Annotated in this window: 26 protein-coding genes and 1 tRNA gene; 7 read left to right on the forward strand and 20 right to left on the reverse strand. The window is 54.9% G+C overall.

What is annotated here, in order from left to right; translation table 11 throughout:
* Positions 1-71 precede the first annotated feature (71 nt).
* Positions 72-1,514 (reverse strand): NADP-dependent succinate-semialdehyde dehydrogenase, encoded by a 1,443-nt coding sequence (gene gabD, locus ACLH0H_RS08025; RefSeq protein ID WP_411381622.1) that lies wholly within the window; start codon positions 1,512-1,514, stop codon positions 72-74.
* A gap of 371 nt (positions 1,515-1,885) precedes the next feature.
* Between gabD and ACLH0H_RS08030 the strand changes: the two genes are divergently transcribed.
* Both ACLH0H_RS08030 and ACLH0H_RS08035 read left to right on the forward strand, forming a co-directional pair.
* Positions 1,886-1,962: transfer RNA gene (locus tag ACLH0H_RS08030), tRNA-Arg, on the forward strand.
* A gap of 294 nt (positions 1,963-2,256) precedes the next feature.
* Complete coding sequence (locus ACLH0H_RS08035; RefSeq protein WP_411381623.1) at positions 2,257-2,454, forward strand: hypothetical protein; 198 nt, start codon at positions 2,257-2,259, stop codon at positions 2,452-2,454.
* A 40-nt stretch (positions 2,455-2,494) separates the two neighbouring features.
* On the opposite strand, the gene ACLH0H_RS08040 is transcribed toward ACLH0H_RS08035, so the two are convergent.
* Positions 2,495-3,064, reverse strand: coding sequence for a hypothetical protein (locus ACLH0H_RS08040; protein WP_411381624.1), 570 nt, complete (start codon positions 3,062-3,064; stop codon positions 2,495-2,497).
* 25 nt (positions 3,065-3,089) lie between these two features.
* Here ACLH0H_RS08040 and ACLH0H_RS08045 point away from each other — a divergent pair, with 25 nt between their 5' ends.
* Positions 3,090-4,439 carry a YiiX/YebB-like N1pC/P60 family cysteine hydrolase gene (locus tag ACLH0H_RS08045; protein ID WP_411381625.1) on the forward strand — a complete coding sequence of 450 codons (1,350 nt, stop codon included), beginning with the start codon at positions 3,090-3,092 and terminating at the stop codon, positions 4,437-4,439.
* A gap of 288 nt (positions 4,440-4,727) precedes the next feature.
* Complete coding sequence (gene tnpB / locus ACLH0H_RS08050) at positions 4,728-5,159, forward strand: IS66 family insertion sequence element accessory protein TnpB (protein WP_411381626.1); 432 nt, start codon at positions 4,728-4,730, stop codon at positions 5,157-5,159.
* 226 nt (positions 5,160-5,385) lie between these two features.
* Here tnpB and ACLH0H_RS08055 read toward each other — a convergent pair whose 3' ends face one another.
* The 8 genes from ACLH0H_RS08055 to ACLH0H_RS08090 form a co-directional block, all read right to left on the reverse strand.
* A complete protein-coding gene (locus ACLH0H_RS08055) occupies positions 5,386-6,450 on the reverse strand; it encodes a 2,3-butanediol dehydrogenase (RefSeq protein ID WP_231999015.1) in 1,065 nt (354 codons plus the stop codon).
* Positions 6,451-6,809: 359 nt separating this feature from the next.
* Entirely contained in the window at positions 6,810-7,415 is a 606-nt protein-coding gene (locus ACLH0H_RS08060) for a hypothetical protein (RefSeq protein WP_411381627.1), read from the reverse strand.
* On the reverse strand, positions 7,412-7,984 hold the full coding sequence (locus tag ACLH0H_RS08065; RefSeq protein ID WP_411381628.1) for an RNA polymerase sigma factor: 573 nt from the start codon (positions 7,982-7,984) through the stop codon (positions 7,412-7,414). Before ACLH0H_RS08065 ends, ACLH0H_RS08060 begins: the two co-directional genes overlap by 4 nt.
* Positions 7,985-8,152: 168 nt before the next feature.
* Positions 8,153-9,775 carry a vWA domain-containing protein gene (locus tag ACLH0H_RS08070; RefSeq protein ID WP_411381629.1) on the reverse strand — a complete coding sequence of 541 codons (1,623 nt, stop codon included), beginning with the start codon at positions 9,773-9,775 and terminating at the stop codon, positions 8,153-8,155.
* Between the two features lie 248 nt (positions 9,776-10,023).
* Complete coding sequence (locus tag ACLH0H_RS08075; protein ID WP_076951520.1) at positions 10,024-10,674, reverse strand: DUF799 domain-containing protein; 651 nt, start codon at positions 10,672-10,674, stop codon at positions 10,024-10,026.
* Positions 10,671-11,033, reverse strand: coding sequence for a DUF4810 domain-containing protein (locus tag ACLH0H_RS08080; RefSeq protein WP_076951519.1), 363 nt, complete (start codon positions 11,031-11,033; stop codon positions 10,671-10,673). Before ACLH0H_RS08080 ends, ACLH0H_RS08075 begins: the two co-directional genes overlap by 4 nt.
* Before the next feature lie 29 nt (positions 11,034-11,062).
* Complete coding sequence (locus tag ACLH0H_RS08085) at positions 11,063-11,743, reverse strand: CsgG/HfaB family protein (protein WP_411381630.1); 681 nt, start codon at positions 11,741-11,743, stop codon at positions 11,063-11,065.
* Between the two features lie 38 nt (positions 11,744-11,781).
* Positions 11,782-12,363: a hypothetical protein gene (locus tag ACLH0H_RS08090; protein WP_169375453.1), complete on the reverse strand. Its 582-nt coding sequence runs from the start codon at positions 12,361-12,363 to the stop codon at positions 11,782-11,784.
* Between the two features lie 262 nt (positions 12,364-12,625).
* Between ACLH0H_RS08090 and ACLH0H_RS08095 the strand changes: the two genes are divergently transcribed.
* From ACLH0H_RS08095 to ACLH0H_RS08105, 3 genes are all read left to right on the forward strand, one after another.
* A complete protein-coding gene (locus tag ACLH0H_RS08095; RefSeq protein ID WP_411381631.1) occupies positions 12,626-13,237 on the forward strand; it encodes a hypothetical protein in 612 nt (203 codons plus the stop codon).
* Positions 13,238-13,254: 17 nt separating this feature from the next.
* Positions 13,255-13,842, forward strand: coding sequence for a hypothetical protein (locus tag ACLH0H_RS08100; RefSeq protein ID WP_411381632.1), 588 nt, complete (start codon positions 13,255-13,257; stop codon positions 13,840-13,842).
* Positions 13,843-14,308: 466 nt separating this feature from the next.
* Entirely contained in the window at positions 14,309-14,566 is a 258-nt protein-coding gene (locus tag ACLH0H_RS08105; RefSeq protein ID WP_186687922.1) for a hypothetical protein, read from the forward strand.
* Positions 14,567-14,696: 130 nt separating this feature from the next.
* On the opposite strand, the gene ACLH0H_RS08110 is transcribed toward ACLH0H_RS08105, so the two are convergent.
* From ACLH0H_RS08110 to ACLH0H_RS08155, 10 genes are all read right to left on the reverse strand, one after another.
* On the reverse strand, positions 14,697-15,200 hold the full coding sequence (locus ACLH0H_RS08110) for a hypothetical protein (protein ID WP_411381633.1): 504 nt from the start codon (positions 15,198-15,200) through the stop codon (positions 14,697-14,699).
* 127 nt (positions 15,201-15,327) lie between these two features.
* Positions 15,328-15,771: a hypothetical protein gene (locus tag ACLH0H_RS08115; RefSeq protein WP_411381634.1), complete on the reverse strand. Its 444-nt coding sequence runs from the start codon at positions 15,769-15,771 to the stop codon at positions 15,328-15,330.
* Between the two features lie 114 nt (positions 15,772-15,885).
* Complete coding sequence (locus ACLH0H_RS08120; protein WP_411382388.1) at positions 15,886-16,467, reverse strand: imm11 family protein; 582 nt, start codon at positions 16,465-16,467, stop codon at positions 15,886-15,888.
* Between the two features lie 501 nt (positions 16,468-16,968).
* A complete protein-coding gene (locus tag ACLH0H_RS08125; RefSeq protein ID WP_411381635.1) occupies positions 16,969-17,664 on the reverse strand; it encodes a transposase in 696 nt (231 codons plus the stop codon).
* A gap of 30 nt (positions 17,665-17,694) precedes the next feature.
* Positions 17,695-18,015 (reverse strand): SMI1/KNR4 family protein, encoded by a 321-nt coding sequence (locus tag ACLH0H_RS08130; RefSeq protein ID WP_411381636.1) that lies wholly within the window; start codon positions 18,013-18,015, stop codon positions 17,695-17,697.
* Positions 18,016-18,210: 195 nt separating this feature from the next.
* Positions 18,211-18,588: a hypothetical protein gene (locus tag ACLH0H_RS08135; protein WP_346656774.1), complete on the reverse strand. Its 378-nt coding sequence runs from the start codon at positions 18,586-18,588 to the stop codon at positions 18,211-18,213.
* Entirely contained in the window at positions 18,585-19,469 is an 885-nt protein-coding gene (locus tag ACLH0H_RS08140) for an HNH endonuclease (protein ID WP_411381637.1), read from the reverse strand. Before ACLH0H_RS08140 ends, ACLH0H_RS08135 begins: the two co-directional genes overlap by 4 nt.
* Before the next feature lie 160 nt (positions 19,470-19,629).
* Complete coding sequence (locus ACLH0H_RS08145) at positions 19,630-20,448, reverse strand: hypothetical protein (RefSeq protein WP_411381638.1); 819 nt, start codon at positions 20,446-20,448, stop codon at positions 19,630-19,632.
* 52 nt (positions 20,449-20,500) lie between these two features.
* Positions 20,501-20,950, reverse strand: coding sequence for a hypothetical protein (locus ACLH0H_RS08150; RefSeq protein WP_411381639.1), 450 nt, complete (start codon positions 20,948-20,950; stop codon positions 20,501-20,503).
* A gap of 187 nt (positions 20,951-21,137) precedes the next feature.
* The gene (locus ACLH0H_RS08155) at positions 21,138-21,536 is read right to left on the reverse strand and encodes an SMI1/KNR4 family protein (protein ID WP_411381640.1); all 399 of its coding nucleotides are present in this window, start codon (positions 21,534-21,536) and stop codon (positions 21,138-21,140) included.
* Between the last annotated feature and the right edge of the window lie 106 nt (positions 21,537-21,642).

Consider the following 21,642-nt stretch of genomic DNA (forward strand, 5'->3'; position numbering starts at 1 on the left):
ATAACGGGGTGAAACACGCAAAGGGTCAGCGCTCTCGTGCCCTCTGCGTTTACTGCAATCCCTTACCGAGCTTAGATGCCCAGACAGAGGTATTTGATTTCCAGGTAATCCTCGATCCCGTACTTGGAACCCTCACGGCCCAGGCCCGAAGCCTTGATGCCGCCAAACGGCGCCACTTCGTTGGAGATCAACCCGGTGTTGACGCCAACCATGCCGTATTCCAGGGCTTCAGCCACACGGAACACACGGCTCAGGTCACGCGCATAGAAGTAAGAAGCCAGGCCGAACTCGGTGTCGTTGGCCATCGCGATCACTTCGGCTTCGTCTTTGAAGCGGAACAGCGGCGCCAGCGGACCGAAGGTTTCTTCCTTGGCCACGGCCGCGTCTTTCGACACGTTGGTGAGGATGGTCGGCTCGAAGAAGTTACCTTCCATCGCCTTGCCACCGGCCAGCAGCGTCGCGCCTTTGCTCAGGGCATCGGCAATGTGTTCCTGGACCTTGGCCACGGCTTTTTCATCAATCAGCGGACCCGTGGTGGTGCCTTCTTCCAGACCGTTGCCGATCTTGAGCTTGGCCACGGCCACCTTGAGTTTTTCCGCGAATGCATCGTAGACCGAGTCCTGGATATACAGGCGGTTGGCACAGACGCAGGTCTGGCCGTTGTTGCGGTATTTGGAAATGATCGCGCCTTCGACGGCCTTATCCAGGTCGGCGTCGTCGAACACGATGAACGGCGCGTTACCGCCCAGCTCCAGGGAAACCTTCTTGATGTCCTTGGCGCATTCGGCCATCAACTGGCGACCGATTTCAGTCGAGCCGGTGAAGGACAACTTACGCACGATCGGGTTACTGGTCAGCTCGCCGCCAATGTCACCGGCGCTGCCGGTAACCACGCTCAGCACACCTTTCGGGATACCGGCACGGTGCGCCAGCTCAACCAGCGCCAGAGCCGAGAACGGCGTTTGCGACGCCGGCTTGATCACCATGGTGCAACCAGCGGCCAGAGCCGGGCCGGCTTTACGGGTGATCATCGCGGCCGGGAAGTTCCACGGCGTGATCGCAGCGGTCACGCCGATGGGCTGCTTGATTACGATCAGACGCTTGTCGGGCTGGTGGCCGGGGATCACGTCGCCATAGATGCGCTTGGCTTCTTCGGCGAACCACTCGATAAAGGACGCGGCATAGACGATTTCGCCCTTGGCTTCCGCCAGCGGCTTGCCTTGCTCGAGGGTCATCAGGCGACCGAGGTCATCCTGGTTCTCGATCAACAACTCGAACCAACGGCGCAGCTTATTGGCGCGCTCCTTGGCGGTGAGCGCACGCCAGGCCGGCAAGGCCTTGTCGGCGGCCTCGATGGCCCGGCGGGTTTCCGCGGCGCCCATCTTCGGCACGGTACCGAGAATCTCGCCCGTGGCAGGGTTGTTGACCTTGATCGTCTGACCGTTGTCCGCATCGACCCAAGCGCCATCAATGAACGCTTGCTGGCGGAACAACTGGGTGTCTTTGAGCTGCATGTCGGCTTTCCTTAACAGCACCGCGCGCACGCGGAGCGAATTAGAGTTGTTGAAAGGCGCCTTGTGGGCTGCCGTCAGGGAAATCGGCCTCAACGCGCCACAGTGAATAGATAGCGCACAAGAGGCAGAGCGTTTGAAATCTCAAACGAATCCTAGGAGCAATGGGGGTACAGGGCAATAGCCTGTTCGAAAAAAAGAACGAAACCGCCGCGTTTGCCTGAACTTTCTGATCAGCGTAGTTGCCCTTGGTTTAAGCGCACTGATCGGTGGCGCCTGGGTCAGGGCCTCCGGGCGGCAGATTCCTACGCGCAAAGGCCCGAAGACCGGCATGGACGCCCAAGGTCGACATGGGTATGATGTCGCCCGCACAAGCATCCGTAGCTCAGCTGGATAGAGTACTGCCCTCCGAAGGCAGGGGTCGTGGGTTCGAATCCCGCCGGGTGCACCAGATAGAGATGAAAAAGCCCCAGGTCGGAAGAGCTGGGGCTTTTTTGTGGGTGGTTTTTATGCCTTGGGCTCAACTGTCCCGGAATTTCTGAATAGTTGCATCTTATATGGGCTCTTGTGATCTCAGGACGACGATGGCCCTGCTCCCGAAATCTTGCTTGAGGTGGGGTATCACTCAATGGATGAGGGTTTAGTTTGACATAAATAAATCTGTCCCCATTTTTCCGATGCCCTCAAAAAGGCCACCGTGCGAGGCCTGGAGCGTGCGAGGCTGAAATACCACGGAGATTGCGCAGTGGCGCAGGTAATACCTCAGGAAGACTTCCTGATCAGTCTGCGCTTTCACGATTTGCGGCATGAAGCGACCTGTCGCCTTGCGACCAAACTGCCGAATTTGATCAAACTCGCTGGCGTGACAGGGCATCAAGAGGTGAACATGCTGAAGCGGTATTACAACATTGCTGCGGAGGAGTTAGCGGCGAAGCTGGCGTGACGCTTTTCCGCCGCGTCAACAGAGAAACTCTGCAAACTTATTACATCTGAGCACAGCGTTGCCTATAGGTTGCCGCAAGCGAGGCTCCTCCGTTTCGAATACCTTGCAGCTCCTGATTTGCATTGAAGCCCCCCTCTCGCGAAGATGCGCGCAAATCTGCCGGTACTTTACTGGTACGCAAGCGCGTAACGACATAATGGTGCAGCGTCACCCTATTGAGGATCTTCGCCTCATCCTCGGTGAGCATTGGAACAAGCGCGGATGCCCTTTTCTCGTAGCCTAATTGCTCAGCGATGATCACTTCACGTGGAACCTTTTGATGCTGCTCGAAGGTTTCACCAGCTAGAAGATCGTCGAGCCTAACGATGTTGGGATACCCCCTGTCGGCACTGAACTCGATTTCAGCCGCTAAAGAAGCTGCCTCGCGCAGCTTGTCGCAATGCATTTCCGCGCCCCTCGCTTTCCTGGCAGTCTGCGCTCGATTAGCCTCTTCCTCGTTTTTCACGGACAAAAGAAGATATGACGAGCACACGGTGCCTATGCCTGTGGCTATGGACATGGTGATCGTCAAGAACAACGCGATGTGCCACGGCTTATTTTCGATTTCCACTTTCGGCTCCAGTGTAAACGAGGTCATGTCCCGACCCTACGCATCGCTGATCATACAGTGCGTAGGTACCACAACAGCTAAACACTGCTCAAACCACCTGTTACTAAACAAGATCGAAACCTATACAGAAGCTCCCTGCTCGATTCCGTCATCGTCCTTCCACGTCATGCCGTTTACCTGCTTCCACTCAGCGCCATACACAGATAAAGTGGTAGCACTGCGCCATTACAGGATATCGGCAAAGCAGGAAGCCCCTATTACCAAAGGAAAAAAAATGTTAGCAGAACGGAAAAGCACCAAAGAACAAAAACCTTTATTTACCTACGATATCCCCACCCTTTTAGCTGGGGATATTATTCTGTCCACTACTGACTCCGAAGTTAGTCGCACTATTCGACTTGCCACACACTGCGACTATTCACACGCCATGATTTATGTAAGAAATACGATTATTCATGCAGACGGGGGCGGAGTTTTTACTACGAACCCTCAACGCAGAATGTTTAGTAAAGGGCAGTCGATTGTATTGCGACATAAGCATGGCACTCCAAACCAACTTCTGGAAATCTGTAATCATGCGCTAAATCTCTCTGGATCATTGTACTCGGTATCAGAAGCGCTTCTCGCTAAAAGCCTTTCGAATTCACAGAAAAAAACCACGAGCCAGCATCAGTATTGCTCTAGGCTCGTGGCGCAGTCCTATGAAAGCCAAAACGTTAAAATAGTCAACAATTCTGACTATTGCACACCAGCGGACATCCTGCGATCCAGTGAGTTCTTCGTCGTAGACAACGCAGTCAGAGAGGCTAGGCCTGAAGAAATTGCAATTTTTAACAAGCCAGACACCACGAAGATTCATCAGGCTCATACTTTTGCATGGCTGAAGGAAGTTCAAAAACTGGCCAAAGCCAAACGACACGACCACAAAGTATTCTCCATAGCAAGCGCCCTGGAATATGTAACTGCGTTCCCAGAGATTGATCATGACGTACTAAAAAAAATCAAAGCAACCCCTTATTTAAGAGATTACGATCTGGACAAAATCGCCAATCCTCACAGATATAAAGCTGCTGAATTTTCTAAAGTACTGCTGACGGCCAGCGATCCTGTTGATGTGGTTCTCCAAGAGGTACAGATCAATAAACATGTATTTGAAAATGCGGAATTGCAGTTAAAGCAGTTCCTCCCACAAGCACCTCAGCTTTCCACATTCAACAAACTAGCCAAAATGCATTTTGCGCGAATGAAGCAAATAGAAAAAAGACTGCAGGTGATTGCTGAAGCCTGCCTGACCACAAGTACAAATATATCTAACACCACATTACACACCACCATCGCCGAGGTGGGGTCCAAAATCAAACAATATAACAACTAGAGTCGACTTATAATTTTCGCCCAACTCTGCTTTAGCCTGCCGCCGGGGGATTCATCTCTCTGAGCGGCAGTTTATAAGCAAAAAATCACCCAGAATATAAACGGATAGGACGGCAACATCGCCAGAGACCAGCGCTTGATTGGCCAAACGCATAGTGACGTTGGCTTACTTCCGTTGGGTGATATCTACCTGCCAAACACTGGTAAGTGATCCATGACCCCCAAATTCCAAGCCTGCATTTGATCCCCGATGCTGCGCTCCCGATCTCTTTCTGGAGCCAGCCCCGCCATGATGCGATCCGACGCGAAAGTCGAAAAAGTGTACCTCTACACCAAGCCGGTGGACTTTCGAAAATCTATCGACGGCCTCGCTGCGTTGGTCGAGCTGGATATAAAAGTGGCCGTGTTCGATCCGGTGCTTTTCGTCTTTCTCAACAAGTTCCGCACGTTTTCGTCGACTGTGTCTAAGGTTGCTCGAGACCAAAAAGTCCGAAAAGCTGTCATAGATCGTTGCGGTGGGCACTGTGAACGTCCTGGGTGTGGGGCCAGCCGCTCGTACGCTGGCTTCCTAGACGTACACCACATTTTGGGCGTTGAGGTCAGTGATCGAGTATGGAACTGCATCGCGCTATGCCCTAATTGCCACAGGGATGCGCATTTTTCGATGGACAGAGAAGCCCTGAACGACTCGTTGATGCAGGCAGTGGGGCACACTCTTTAAGAGTTATCTGACGATGCTTTGAAAGTCAGTAACCATTGGCTTGTATGCCCACGTGTATGCCTAACCCAGCCAGTACCTACAAGACCCAGTAAATACAGGCCCCTTCCGGCCCAGTTCAAACGACGCCGGGGCACCAGATACAGATAGAAAAAGCCCCAGGCCAAGAGACCTAGGGCTTTTTTGTAAGCGCGGTATGGAACAGACATCACCCGGCCACCCCCTCACCTCAAACCCGAGCCGGCGACACAATAATCTTCACGTTATGCTCCTTGTTCTTCACCAACTCCTCAAACCCCTGCCCCACGATCTGCTCCAACTGAATCCGCCCCGTCACCAGCGGCGTGATATCCAGCCGTCCATCCGCTATAAACGCGATCACATCCGCGAACTCACCGTTATACGCCAGCGCACCCAGCACCTGTTTTTCCGTAGCCACCAATTCGAAAAAGTTGAATTCGCTGGGCTCTTCGAAGATGCCCACCAATACGCATTTGCCGGCCTTGCGGATCAGGTCGATGGCGAGTTTGGCGGTGTGTTTGTTGCCGATGCATTCGAAGCTGACGTCTGCGCCGAGGCCGGCGGTGAGGCGGCGCACTTCGGCGAGGGCGTCGCATTGGTTGGGGTCGAGTACGTGGGTGGCGCCGACTTCGAGCGCTTTGGCCTTGCGTGCGCTGGACATTTCGAGGGCGATGACTTGCGCGGCGCCCGCGGCTTTGGCGCACATGATGGTGCACAGGCCGATGGTGCCGGCGCCGACCACCACGACGTTTTGCCCGAGCAGGCTTCCGGCTTTTTTCACGGCGTGCATGCCCACTGCGAGCGGTTCGATGAGTGCGCCGGCTTCGGCCGGGAAGTTTGCCGGCAGTTTGTACAGCAGGTTGGCCGGTACGTTGACGAGTTCGGCAAAGGCGCCGTTGTTCATCAGGCCGGTGAAGGCCAGGTTTTCGCAAATGTTGTACAGGCCGTGGGTGCAGTAGTAGCAGGTGCCGCAATGCTGGCAGGCATCGGCCGCCACGGGTTCGCCGACGCTGAAGCCTTGCACGCCGGCGCCGAGTTCGACGATCTCGCCGCAAAATTCATGACCGAGGATGCACTGGCCCTTGATGCCGGTGAGCGGGTGGGGGGCGTCGACCGGGATGAACACCGGGCCGGCCACGTATTCATGCAGATCGGACCCGCAGATACCGCACCACTGCACGCGGATCTGCACCCAACCTGCGGGTGGCGACACCGGCAACGGGACGTCTTCGACGCGGATATCGTTACGGCCGTGCCAGACGGCGGCACGCATGCTGCCTTGTGGATTGATCGGGAGGGTCATGGCGAAATCTCCTTGAACGGTGGGTACGGGCGCCAGGGGCGTCGGTACAGTTGCGCGATGTCCGGGCCCAATCGCGGGGCGGGATATCGGGCAGCACTTTTTATTATTGGGCCGCCAGTCGGGCTGGCTGTCAGTGCTGGAGCAAGGCCGGTGCCAGGTTCGCCATAACACCCGGACACGCCTTTTTTAGAGCGCTGCGCTCAACGCCTGGAGGTGCTCGGTATCGCGCGCCCGTGAGACGCGCGGTGCCGGGCCGGAGGAGATCGCGTCGAGACCGTGAGACGTTGCGTCTCACGGCCTGTCACGACATGGGTCTGCAATGACCGGCGTTATCGCTGTTGCAGCGCTTCGAGGCGTGCGGGTAAATCTTCGTCGGGAAAGCGCTCGTGCAAGGCCAGTAGTTTTTCATCCGCTGCCTTGCTCTGACCCGCCTCACGCAGCCGCACAATCTCTTGCAACCCTTCATCCAACGAAGGCAATGCAACCGGCGCGCGCTTGCTCAGTTTTGCCGTGGATTGAGCCGCCATCGCGCCGGCGATTTCAGCCTGGACGGGGGCACGTTCGGCTTTGGGCGCGGCAGCGATTCGTGCCATCGGCGCAGGCGCGGGAGCCGCTTGAGGGGCTGGGCGGGCGGCGTCTTCGTGCAAGGCGGAGAAGGTTGCGGTGGAGATTTCGGCTTGCGGTACGGGTTCGCGCATCACCACGCCGACCATCAGCGCCAGGCCGGCCACGGTGGCGAATGCCATTTGCCAGCGCGGACGTTGGCAGGCTTGCAGCCAGCGTTGCCACAGGTTCGGTTGCGGCGTAGGCGCTTCGCGGCGGGCGGTGGCGAGGATGAAGGCGTCGAGGGACGCGGACGGTTCGCCGGTGCTGTGTTGACGGTAATGCTGGAGCAGCAGGTCGTCGGGGTCCGGAGTGTGTCGGGAGTCGGTCATGCGGGTATCTCCTCGGCCAGCAGGCGGCGCAGTTTCTGCTGGGCGTAACGCAGGCGGCTTTTTACGGTTTCCAGCGGGGCGTTGGTGAGGGCGGCGATCTGCGGCACCTCGAGGTCGCCGTGCAGGCGCAGCAGGAAGACTTCGCGCTGGTCTTCGGGCAAGCCTTGCAGCGCAGCGTCGAGGCGGGCCTGGTCGCGGCTCAGGCTCAGTTGCTGTTCGGGGCCGGCGCTGTCGTCGGCCTGGGCGTGCAGTTGTTCGTCGTAGCTGTCGTGCAGCGGGGTGTGGACGCCGTGTTTGCGCCAGTGGTCGATGAGGCGGTTGCGGGCAATCTGGAACAGCCATGTGCGAAAACTCGCCCGGCCTTGTGGCTGGGTGTTGCTGCGGATCAGGCTGAGCCAGGTGTCCTGGTAGATTTCCTCGGCCAGTTCGGCTTTGTTGCTTAAGGACACGAGGAAGCGGTGCAGGCCCTGGCGATGGCGCGCGTACAGGGTTTCGAACGCGGCGGCGTCGCCGGTGCGGTAGCGGGCCAGCAGGGATTCGTCGCTGGGTGGGTCGTCGGGTACGGCCATGTGGGGGGCGGACTCCTTTCGTAAGGTTGACGCTGTTTGGGTGGGAGCTGGCTTGCCTGGGATGGCGGTGGGCCTGGGGCATGGATAGTGCCTGTTATACCGCTATCGCAGGCAAGCCAGCTCCCACATAAGCCAGCTTTCCACATTGGATTATTGGTGTGTTTGGGGTCAGTGCTTGAGGCTTTGGGCCAGTTCTACCAGTTGCACGAATTCGTTGCGCAGGCCGAAGGGGTCATCGCCTCGGGCGGAGCGGGCCAGTGTGACGGTGTCCTGCAGACTCATGTTGCCAGTGTAGCGGCCATCGCCCTTGAGCTGTTGGGCGAAGGCGGCCACGGCAGCCGCAAAACGCAGGTCATCGCTGGGCTTGCTCGAAGCATTACTGATGGGTCGCTCGATCAACTGGCTGTTGCCGCCCGCCGCCGGCTTGTAGCGCACGCGCAGTATCGCCAGTTCGGCGGATTTATCCTCGGTTGTCGGCGCGGTGGCGTAGCGCAATGGCTCCAGCCAGCCCTTCTCGCCCTTCGGCACGATTTCGTACAGCGCGGTTACCGTATGCCCTGCGCCGATTTCACCTGCGTCGACCTTGTCGTTGTTGAAATCCTCACGCTTGAGGGCGCGGTTTTCATAGCCGAGCAGGCGATATTCGCTGACCTGCGCCGGGTTGAATTCCACTTGCAACTTCACATCCCGAGCGACTATCGCCAAGGTTGAGCTGAGTTGGTCGACCAGCACCTTACGCGCCTCGCGCAGGTTGTCGATGTAGGCGTAATTGCCATCGCCGGCGTCGGCCAGTTGCTCCATCAGGTGTTCGTTGTAGTTATTCACACCGAAACCCAAGGTGGTGAGCGACACGCCGCTTTTGCGCTGCCGGGCGGCCATTTGCTTGAGGCTTTCGAAGTCGCTGATGCCGACGTTGAAGTCACCGTCGGTGGCCAGCAGGATGCGGTTGATGCCGTTGTCGATAAAGCCTTCGCGGGCCATCTGGTAGGCCAGTTCGATGCCCGATGCGCCCGCCGTGGCGCCACCGGCGGTGAGTTGGTCGATGGCGTTGCGGATCGTCACCTTGTCGCGGCCCGAGGTGGGCTTGAGCACCACGCGGGACTCGCCGGCGTAGACCACCAATGACACACGGTCTTGGTCACGTAGCTGATCCACCAGCAATTTCAGGGTGCTTTGCACCAGCGGCAAGCCTTCGCGACGGTCCATGGAGCCGGATACGTCGACCAGGAACACCAGGTTGGCCGGCGCCAGTTCTGCTACGGCATGGTCGGACGCCTTGATGCCGATGCGCAGCAATCGGGTGTGCGGGTTCCATGGCGTGGCGGCGACTTCGGTGGTTACGCCGAAGGTCGAGCCATCGGTGGGCAGCGCGTAGTTGTAGGGGAAGTAGTTGACCATTTCCTCCAATCGCACAGCGCCTTCGGGCGGCAGGCTGCCTTGGTTGAGGAAACGTCGTACGTTGGCGTAGCTGCCGGTGTCGACGTCAACGCTGAAGGTGGAGACCGGGGTTTCAGCCACGCGGTGCACCGGGTTGTCCGGCAGGTTGGCGTATTGCTCGCGGGGCTCGCTGAGGTAACCCAGGTTGGCCGTCTCACGCATCAGCATGGGCGCAGGCATTGCCATCTTTTTGACCGCCGCGCCTTGGACTTGCACGCGTTGCAGTTCGCCGACGGGTTCAGCCGGCTTGGCCAGTTCAGGGGATGAAGACAGCCCGCAGCCGGCCAGCGTTACCAGCAGGGTAACGGCGAAGCCCTGGGCAGCAGGACGCAGGAAGAGCAGAGGACGGGACATGGGCTGAACCTCGTGAATGAATGATCCGTTCACAAGGTCAGACGCAGGGTGTGGAGGGTTCGGGTTAAACCTGATTCGCAATAACATCACCCATCTACTGTGGGAGCAGGCTTTGTGTGGGAGCTGGCTTGCCTGCGATGCAAGCGCCTCGGTTTTTCAGTTAGACCGAGGTGATGCTATCGCAGGCAAGCCAGCTCCCACATGGGCCGGTGCCCACATTGGATGTGTGGTGTGTTCAGAACCTGGGATTAGTCCGTGCCGTACTTGGGGTTACGCGGCCCGTACAAAATCCCCGCGCGCTGGCCCGGCGACAACAACCGCGCACTGGTGATGCCTGCGATCGGGTGTGCCGCGTCGGTGGAGCTGTTGATCACTTGCTTGACCGCCGCGGTGATCAGCATGCCGACCAGGCCGCCGCTGTTGTTGTTGCCTTCCTCGCTGGACGCATGCGCCGAGCCGGTCCACAGGGTGGTGCCGGTGCGCAGGTCTACCAGTTTGGCCGAGGCCGTCACCGAGGTGTCGCTGGAGATCAGCATGTACTTGGTACCGTACTCGGTGACCGTGATGTACAACGCCGCGTCCGCGCCGAAGATGTCATGCAGTTTGGCCGGTGCCACGCCCTGGATATCGTTGGCGGTGGTCAGGCCGTTCTGGCGGAAGGTTTCGTCCACCAGGGCAATCGGCAACACGTAGTAGCCGGCTTCGGCCAACGGGTAGGTCACTTGCGAGACCAGGCTGTAGGACGCCTGCACTTCCGGCGATTCATTGATCGGCGGCAGCACCAGGATCGACTTGGGCCGCGCCTGTTTGTACGCCGTGTAATCAATCGTCTTGGGTGCCGCGCAACCGCCGAGCAAGGCCAGGGCCAGCAGGGCGCCAGTGAGTTTTAACAGGCTCATTTAGTGGCGACTCCGGTCTTGGCGTTTTTCAGCAGAAAGTCCATGTAGGCGGCGGACTCGGGGAACAGTGCCTTCTCGGTGCGGAACTCCTGCACCATCTGGTCATCCTTGCCCATGCTCAGGTACAGCATGCCCAGGTGGGCGTGGTAACCCGGCGGGGCCTTGCGGCCGCTGGCGTTGATCTTCTGCAGGTCGCGTTCCAACGCCTCGACCTGCGCTTCCTTGGGCTCGCCCTTGAAGTACTCGTAAACCTGCGGCTGGTAGCTTTCCCATTGATACAGGGGCTGGGGCGCCGTCTGGCACCCCGTGACTACCGCGATTGCTGTCAGCATCAGCGCCAACTTAACTGCCTTGCTCATCCGTGTACTGCTCCTTGAGGTGCTGCTGATCAGTTGCGCGGGTTCCAGGCGCCGGCGTTGATGCCGTCGACGAGGCGGTTGATGGCTTCGCGCATGGCCAGGTCGAGGACCTTGCCATTGAGGGTGGAGTCGTAGCTGGCGGTGCCGCCAAAGCCGATTACTTCACGGTTGGACAGCGCGTATTCACCGGCGCCCTGGGTGGAATACACCACTTCGGAGGTGTTGATGTTGACGATATTCAGCGCGACTTTGGCGTAGGCCACTTGGGTCTTGCCACGGCCGAGGATGCCGAACAACTGGCGGTCGCCGGTTTCTTTGCGGCCGAACTCGGTCACATCGCCGGTCACCACGTAGTCAGCGCCCTTGAGCTTCTGCGCGGTGCCTTTGATTTTGGCTTCCTGGGAAATTTCGCCCATGTTGTCGCGGTCCAGCACGCTGAAGCGGTTGGTCTGCTGCAGGTGGGTGATGAGGATGGTCTTGGCCTGGCCACCGAGGCGGTCGACGCCGTCGGAGAAAATGCCGCGCATGTAGCTGGAGCGGTTGTCGAACTTGCCCACGGCAATCGGTACGCGCACACCGGAGTAGGCCACGTTGGCGCTGGCGACTTGCTCCACCGGCATCGCGCGGTTGCTCTCGGTGGCGCAACCGGCCACGGTCAGCAGCGCTGCGGCGGTGAGGCCGGACAGCAGGATTTTGGACAGTATGTTCACAGGGTGCTCCAGGGGTGATAAATCGGTAGTAGGCAGCATTAGCGAGACGGAATGTTGCGCAGGTCATCAACGATGTCGCGGCTCAACACACCGGTATAAAAACGCTCGACGCTGGAGTTGCCGGAGTTGGTGAGGATGCCGCCCATGGTTTTCCATTGTTGCGCTTCACCCATCACACCGCCAGGTACGAGGTTGTTACGCGTCTTTGCGAAATGCAGCACCTCGGCGCCGCCCTTCTTGACCTTGACCTGATAGCTGAAGTCGACAGCGGCCAGGATGGTGTTGTCATCAACGATCAACGTGGCGAGGCCGCCTTTGGAGTCCGGGATGTGGCGCGTGTAGACGATGCTTATATCCAGCAAGTAATCGGCCTTGTCCTTGCTGGTGGCGTAGCGCTTGGCCTTGAGCAGGCGGTCGACCAGGTCGACGCCCAATTGCTGGCGCACCTTGTCATCGGGCAAGAAACGTTCGTTTTTGCCTACCACCTCGACGTCAAAGGTGTCGAGCCAGTAAGTAGCGGTCTTTGGAATCGTGACCGGTGCCGGCGAGATGTAGTAATCCGGCTTGGAGGCGCAGCCCGCCAGTAGGCAGACCGCAAGGAAGGCGGCAAAAACGCGCATGTGTGAATTCGTCCCTGAAAAGTATCGAGCTTTAAACAATCGCGGCATTTTACGGAGTTGAAAAACGTTCTCAAGCTGTTTTGACGCCGAGGCAGCGTCGTTTTATTGGCGACGCCACCCAGGGAGTGGGTGGTTTTCTCTAAGCGCTTGCCCGGTAAGCCAAAACACTGAAGGGCATGCACGCCTAATAAACATCTGCCCTCAAGTTGTGCTGGTGCAGGTCGAGACAGTAACTTGGCTTGTTCACTAATAGGGATATTGCATGTTTAACACTTTGCTTCGGGCTACTGCCTTGCTCGCCGCGCTGTCGATGACCGGCTGCGTGTCCTACACCGTCACCGGCCCTATCGCCGCCCCGCTCCACCAGGTGTCTGTCAGCAGCCCGCGCAGTGCGCAAATCGCCGATGTGACGGTGAGCGCCGCCGACGTCAACGAGGCCAACAAGACGGCCATCAGCCAGTCGCTCACGGCCCAGATCAACCAATACGTGCGCAGCGCAGGCTACTTCAAGCAAGTCACCGAATACCCGGTGCGCCTGGGCGAGCAGGACGTCACGCTCAAATTCAACATGACCTCCCTTAAGGGCCACCGCGCGCCGCACCCGGCGTACGTACCCGGCGCGCTGCTGACGCTGACCATTTGGATCTGGGTCAACGGCCCGATCTACGTCGACAGCTTCAACGTGGCCGGCGACCTGGTGATCGTCGACCGTAACGGTAAGGAACTGGCCAAGGCCAGGGACTCGATCACGTTCGAACACAACGTGGGCCTGTACAGCGGCCAATACTGGGCGCCTTCGATGGGCGGCCAACAGCTGACCAAACTGGTCGGGCAACTGCTCGACACCGCCACCGCCAACCTGGCCAAACCGTAATGCTCAAGGAGCACTGCATGAAAGGATTGATCAAACACAGCCTGGTACTTGCCGCCGTCTTGCTGACCGGTTGCGTGTCTTACTCGCAGCACGAACTGCCGGCCGTACAACCCTGGCCGCCGACCGCCAACGCGCCCGCGCAAAAGCCCACGGTGTACGTGCGCACCACCGCGCAGAACCACGTCAACGGCGGCCCGGGCAACGCGGCAGTCGGCGCCCCGGTGGTGTTGTGGGAAAAAGCCGTGGCCGACTCGTATCGCGCCTCCAACCGTTTTTCGCGGGTGAGCACCGACAAGGTCGACTCGGACCTCTACGTGGACGCCACGCTGCACAACAACGAAGAGTACAGCCCAGTGTCGGCGTTCATCACCGGCTTTACGTTCTTCATCATCCCGACCACCGCGAAGAACATCTTCACGCTGGAAACGGTGTTCAAGGATAAAGACGGCAAGGAACTGGGCCGCGTGAAAAAGAGCGAATCGGTGCGCACCTGGGTGCAGTTGGTGCTGATCGTGGGCATCCCGTTCCAGGCGGATACGAAGGAAGTGGTCGAGGCGCTGACGCGCAGCACGCTGGATGAGGCGGTGCAGCGCAAGTTGCTGTAACGGCTCTGTGGCGAGGGAGCTTGCTCCCGTGAAGCCTGTAAGTTGATCGTTCCCACGCTCCGCGTGGTAATGCCGCCTGGGACGCTCCGCGTCCCGCCAGACAACTCAATGTGTGCAGGTGACGCGGAGCGTCACGGGATGCATTACCACGCAGAGCGTGGGAACGATCAGAGAACCGACGGATATCCAGCTGATGCACCTCGATCAAAAATGTGGGAGCGGGCTTGCTCGCGAATGCGGAGTGTCAGTCAGCCAATCTGTCTCTGACACACCGCTTTCGCGGGCAAGCCCGCTCCCACATTGATCGGCGGTGACACGCAGAATTGTTACAGCCTGGACGGACGCCTTGCATGGTTTTGGATGGGGGGCTTATAGTCCGGCCGTCGTCCAACAGGCGACCGGGTTTGGCGACCCGAAGAACGAGCCCTCAACCATTAATAGAGAGCTTTTGATTATGAACCGCTACATGCCCCTAACCGGCCACGACTGCACCATCCCCGCCCTGCTCATCGACACCCAGGCGCCCCTCGACGTCCTCCACGACGCCGCCGTGCACCGCATCCAAGCCGTCACCCAACTCCTGGAAAACCTGGCCTTCCGCGAACAACTCAGCAGCGATGCCGTAGTGCTGCAGGACTTCGCCCATCTGCTGGCGATTCCATTGCGTGATGGCTGCGATTTGTTGGATGCCATCAGCCGCCGGCTGAATACCAACCCGTCGTGAGTTAAACCGGGCGGCCCTGGCGCCGCCCGGTCATTGGGGCCGGCACACGTTGTACGCCTGGTTTTCGGCGACCTCCTCCACGTGATGACGAATGACGGTATTGAGCACCAACTGAATAAAGGGAACAGATTTATTTAGTAGGCTTTTTACTGCCATCTCGAATTAAAATAAATCCGCCACCTTTTTCTTCTCTTTGCACCAACTCAACTTTTCCTTTGATATGATTTCGCCACGGCACGAGCAGTCCCTCCAGCAAGACTCGATCAATAACACCATCATCAATGGCGCCAACAAAAGTCGTATCCAATTGAAATTCAAAAGAAATATTTTCTTTTTCAGATAACTTTTTTACAGCGCAGACTATTTCTTCTACTTCATCTAGATTTTTCGAATCCATATCAACAGAGAGTATATTCGGTTGCAGCGCTGAATTAATTTCCAACATTCCACCCACCACTTCCGCGCCCCCTTCGTCTATCGCGTCAATAAAGATTGGCGGGGCAATACTCCATATTCTTGACGCAGCGACCTCATTAACAAGCTGCTGCACATTAGATCTAATAGACTGATCTAAGTCTTGAGCCACGTAGAAAATCAACTTTTGCTTCTCATGTTCTAGCGGTACGGAATGCATTATTCAGCTCCTTTTTTGGTGGGTATGCCGAGAGAGCCGATCTTGGACCGCCAGGATTAGAACAAAATTGGACAGATTTATTTAATAGCTCCCAGCGCAAATTTAAATAAACCCCCCTTTTTTCGCGTCATTTAACGCAGCACACCTGATCATCAGAAAGATAATAAAGTCCATCCAGCTTTCCGCAAATGGAAGGAAGACCAAAAACCGGTTCTGAGGCATAAGAAATAGGCAGCTCGGATCTAATCGAATCGGCAAACTCCGAACTTTCCCACGCTGGAGTTACTATACCGCTCCAAAAACTTACGGCGTCTCCCTTATCAGACAATACAACAGGCTTTAAGTATTCAATTGCGGCATTAGAGTCCCAATACAAATAACCGCGATACACAGCGCCACTTTCACCAAAAAAATCAGCTCTAACGACAATCTGAAAGTCTGAGCACGCTTCCTGTTCGGCGAGGGGGCGTACAGTTAATTCATCCTCCACGGTGTCGTCCATCGGAAAAAACCAAACGCTATAGCGATCAAGATCATCAATCGTTAGCTCATATATTTTTTTGTCCGACACAAATCGCCCCCCATGTAATTAAACACAGCAAAAGGGGGCAGATTTAATCAATAGTCTTTGTACTAGCACCACGAATTAAATAAATTCGCCGCCCTTCCCCAACTATCTGACTAATTAGGTAACGGTTTCTTGATCACCATTAACAGAATCAAACAGTACGCCGACAACACCAGCCACCATAAATCGCCGCTTCACTTCTTCACTTACTATGACCGCACCCAAATATTTTTTAAGTCTAAATACATGACTTGATCCGACCCTGCCCGGGTCAACCACCAAATTGTAGAAAGCACGATAGTTTCCGGCCATATCTGGCCTAACAGGATCATCTACCTCAAACTTTTTATACCGAGAGCGATTTTCATCCACGCAATCGATTTGCGTTTCTATAATCATCAAAAAATAGCTCTGGCAAACCACTTTATTGTTTATCTTAACCGGCTCAAAAACGACATGTTGATAAGGTTCGTCTATCTCTGGCAAACCGGCGAGCGAATTTTTTGCCTTCTCGCTTAAAACAGGAACACTGGCGTATCCAGCGAGGGAATAATCAACTTCTTTACCGTCGAATCTTACATCGAGAGTATATGTACCTGACTCCATAAAATTAACTGGAGGATCACTGAAATGCCAGTTATTTACATGATGTACATCTCCGAGCACCCACCTATCGCAGACAGCTACATCTTGTCGCATCAAGTAGTATCTCATTTCAGCCCCTCAGTAAAATGGACAGATCTTTCAACTCTAATTTAAATAAATTTGCCCCCTCTTCTCTGCTTTCTACAAATTTAAATTAAGGTTCCAGGCTCGACGGAGTTGACTTCTCTGAGGATATTATCGGACGGAAGCTGAATATGCAAACTCTGTAAAAAACGGGGGTGGTTAATCGATAACCGCCTACCTAACAAATACCAAGCAGAAAATAAAACTGAATTTTTAAAGAGCTATTTCATACCAGCCTTATAAACTCTAAAACAAAAATATATCCTACACTCGACTCTTCACCGAAACGGCTCTATGCAATAGATCCGTCCCATTCGATTCTAATCTTGTGTCGACATCTAATGCCACTCGACACAGATTTATTTAACCTCAAACTTATGTAAATAAATCCGCCTCCTTTTTTCCGCTTTTTTCCGGTGCCGCTACCCAACTCGCTATAAACCGCATGTGGAAAAGGGGACAGATTTATTTTCATCTATCACTCCGCGGCCGACCCTGCCCTCGATGCTCGATTCGGATGCCTGCGATACGCTCGACCTCATCAATGAATCGAGTAGTTCCAGTAAGTTGTCCGCGCTGTAGCGCTAAGCGTATCGTTTTCAACTCTTCGTTTGAAACAGCCTGACTTATAAATTTTTTGTAACTCTCCTGACGGCTTTCCGCAGTGTCACCTAGCATCTCAAAGCACGCATCAAGATCCAACCAATCGCTTTCAGGAGAAACGCCCACGCGAGCGTTATAACTTGACCATAGATAGTCGGCTGCACTCGTCACCATACAGGCACGAACAGGATTCAGCTCGATATACCGACAGCACGCCAGAAGATAACTTTCAGACTGTACGATGCTAGACTTGTAGCGACTTTCCCATAACGTACCTGTTCGCCCTTCTAACCGGTTCCGATAGCGCGTAGCCCGCGCTGCAAGCGCCTTCATTAATTGTCCCAACCCAGCTACCGATTCACTTGGTGCGACTAGCAAATGAACATGATTGGTCATTAAACAATAAGCGTATACCTTTACACCCAATGCCTCCTTCAATTCCCGGAGATCTTTTATATAGCGCAGATAATCTTCCGCTGCTGCAAACACAACCTGACGATTATGGCCACGTTGCACAATATGGTGGGGATAGTTTGGCAGAACAACACGACCCATCCGGGGCATAAGCAATCTCCTTCCGTAAGAGCTTACAGCCTAGCAGATGGGTGAAAAATAAATCTGTCCCCTTTTTTGCGCCCTATCGAAACCATATCCTTCACCACCACCATCGGAGGCGAACAAGAAAATACCTGGGGCGTAGGTTGTTACTTCATATTCTCGATTGAAATCAGTCAGCTCCTCAGCCCTCCAAAGAATTATGTAGTTTTCGCCTATGAAGCCTTCACCACCATTGTGGACTTTTAGAAATTCGATATAGCTTCTAGGCAGCGAAAAACCTAAAGACTTCGACAGCCTGTCGATTGCCTCCGGTTCAGCTGGAGGATTGAGCTGGCCATCTATCAGTCTATACTTCACCGCTAGCTTCCCAAGTCTTTTTATAGTTTATCCAACAGGATTTACCTGCTGTCGATGCACGCCGCGAGCAAGCATTGAAGGGGAAAGATCTATTTAATGGATTACCGCCAAAGAGCACCACCTAAATAAATCCGTCCCCTTTATCCCAGGCGTAGAACCTTCGGCAGCACTGTTAACAGTAGCTTTTGCACCGACTTACAGCCTGATAAAGGTAAAGACCTCTTTGAATAAATTTTCAATATGTGGTGACGCTTCAAGGTGAATGAGCGCTTCGGTCGTGGATACAGGCATGTCATAAGGCTTAAAACCTCTACGGAGGGCGATACCATACAATGCGTATTCGTCGCCCTCCGCATGCTCCCAATGGGGGACGTAACCAATTATCTTATACACCTTGAAAATCTCATCTTGAAAATCCATCAAATCATATAAAAAAGCTGGGGCGTTATTTAGTGACAAGGCTTGAGCGCACCACGTACTGAGCTCATTTTTGCTGATAGCACCGCAAAATAAACACGTAATGACAAAAGCCATCAGTTCATCATTGAAACTATCAAGCTCAATAGCACTCACATTCCACCCCCCATAGCTTCGCCACCAATATGTCCTGTTTTTTTATGAATCAATTCAGGCACTAGTTGCATTCGCCCGCTGTCCTGATGGTGATGCCACGTGTACCCATCAATTTTTTTTGCCCCCGCATTAATCTGCTCTAATTGCTTAGCAGTAAAGGTTGAAAGGTTAACCTGGCCTTGCTGTATGGCACTCGACAAATCCTTGCTTGCGAGCTTCATCTGTCCTTCGTAACTCGCTGACTTAAACGTGCCAATCGATATACGCGTGTCAAACGCAGTCACATCATCAAATATAGGAAAGCCTTTATTATCGAACACGACGCCCGTCACCGGATGCCGCTGCCCTGCAAGATGTACATTGCGACCATCAACGGGAGGAACCGTAGTGGAAACGACATTGTCACGGCCATAAGTGGACTCAAGCTCCGCTCTGCTGGTTTGCGAGTTGTAAGGAGCTTGGGAGCCTTGACCTTTTGCCCCAGCAATCCTCCCCTCAGCCTCAGCCAGTACCGCAAGAGTACCCCCCGCCTTGGGCACGAGTCCATTCGGACCATTGAAGTACACTTGGCGATCTGCGCCCAAGACTTCAAAGTTACCCGTGCGCGTATTGATAATACGCTTCGCGCCGTCAGCTAGCGCATTATCAAACGAGACAAAATCAGCGCCTGCGGCTCCATCGACGCGGTACCACTCAGGTAATTTCACCTCGCCTGCTGGTGTTGAGACAACAATAGAACCTTTATCACCCGCCAAAGCCGGCCCACTAAGTGCGCCTTTACCCGTCACGGGTACATCCGCAAGCTCCTCGAGAAGCTTGCCATCTGCAAAAGCAAGCTTGGCCGCTTCTGCAGTTTTGGCTGCATCCGCCGCTTTAGCCAACTGGCGAGCCTCACTCGCTGGCCCGAGACCTGGCAAAGCCATCAACTAAAGGGGACAGATTTATTTAATAGCTTGCCGACCAACGCTACACCTAAATAAATCAGTCCCCTTTATCCGGTCACCTTTATCCGATCCCTTAACCCCGATTTCCCTTCATTTTTTAATATGCCCCAGCATCCGAATCCGCAATGGACAACCAGTATGCGACAACCGCGTCAAACGCCTTATCATCGGCACGTTCCTGCAACGCAACCAGTGCCTGTCGTGCATCGGCGATGGACCAGCCGGTGGAGTTCAAGGTTAGCCATGCGCAGTCAAGGCGTCCCGCTTGCATGAAATCCTCGAACAACGGCTTTTTCTCGCGTTCAGGATCAAACCAAGCGGGCAATTCCACGCCTTTCGGCACTGGGATGTGCTGGTCGACAACTTCAAAATAGCAACTGCTTTCCCACCAATTAGGGATTGGGTCAAACGGGTTCGGAAAGTTTCCGGTATAACGCTTTGCACCGTCAGAAATACTGGCCAGCGGCGTCAACGTCTTGAACGGTTCAACGTTGGCGAAGCCTTTGGAGTCGTCGCCACTTTTCAACGACTGCGCATCCAATGCGTCCAGGCAATCAAGCCCCACCGCCTTGGCGAACTGCTCAAGTTCGGGCGTGACACCCTCCTCAAGACTCATCGACATCATTGCGAGCACGCCCATCAGTTGCGCAGGTGTGCGGGCGATCTCTACGGTCATTCGGTCGCTGCCAACATACATTTTCACGAAGGTGGGTTCACGATCAACAAACCAGTGCTTCCAGTACCCGATATAGGTAGGCCAAGATCCGTCACTCCATATCGGGATCAACGCAGGTGGAAACCCATACCACTCGGCAGGGGCTCGCAGCGTGCAGATGGGCGTGCCAATGCTTCCATCGGCGCATGCTACCAGCGCGCCGGGTAAGCCCAGTGCTTCTAAGGCCGTTTTAACGGTCATGCCATCTCCATTTTGGCGCTAGAGGCGTCGACCACTCGGGGATATCTACTTTTTAGTCCAGAGCCGTTTCGATCTCTTGTCTTAAAAAGCGCGGAGCCGGCGTGGTTGCATAGCGTTGTGCTATTTCAAACGGGTCGACGGTTTTAGTTTTAACACCTGCCGTTGAAAAGTCGCCGACTACATATCTGGCAAAAGAGGGTGACGACAGATCCTCATCAAGTAGCCAATAGCCACCGAACAAGGAGTTCAGGTATTCGCCAATGTAGTAGCCGATACGGGTAACCAACCAAACCCGATCTTCCTCATTGATGTCAGCGTGTTGAAAACCACTGTCCAGCTGAAATAAAAACTTTTTTGGTTCAATCAACACCTCATGCGGCTGATCAAATCCGAGACTTTCACAAAACTTATGCAGCACCGGCAGGCGCTCAGATCTGAATGCAGGGAATTCAGCAGCGCGTCGGGCCAGAAGCATATCGGTCGTTTCGTCGGTATTCGCCATTAATCACCTCAATTACTACTGCTTTTTACGTGGCTCGCTGATCACACGATTCCAATAGCGTACCGCTTCAAAATGCTGTTGCCGGGTCAGCCAAGTCTTGCTCTTGGGACTGGCTGGTTCTCCCCCCAAAATGAATGGAGTGACTTCAAACAACTCCATGTCCTTGGGGCGCATCGGCCTTTTCTGATCATTCATTAATTTCAGCCAACCGAGCAAAAAGTTCAGGCAGATCACGCGCGACCGTTTCAGCGTATTGCCACTCCATGCCTATGAAAGGGATATGCACTATCGGCATGGCCGCATCCTCCCTATCGAAACCATATCCTTCACCACCACCATCGGATGCGAACAAGAAAATACCTGGGGCGTAGGTTGTTACTTCATATTCTCGATTGAAATCAGTCAGCTCCTCAGCCCTCCAAAGAATTATGTAGTTTTCGCCTATGAAGCCTTCACCACCATTGTGGACTTTTAGAAATTCGATATAGCTTCTAGGCAGCGAAAAACCTAAAGACTTCGACAGCCTGTCGATTGCCTCCGGTTCAGCTGGAGGATTGAGCTGGCCATCTATCAGTCTATACTTCACCGCTAGCTTCCCAAGTCTTTTTATAGTTTATCCAACAGGATACCTGCTGTCGATGCACGCCGCGAGCAAGCATTGAAGGGGAAAGATCTATTTAATGGATTACCGC

Origin of the sequence: Pseudomonas sp. MPB26, assembly GCF_046605355.1 — a bacterium.
GTDB classification, from domain to species: domain Bacteria; phylum Pseudomonadota; class Gammaproteobacteria; order Pseudomonadales; family Pseudomonadaceae; genus Aquipseudomonas; species Aquipseudomonas cedrina.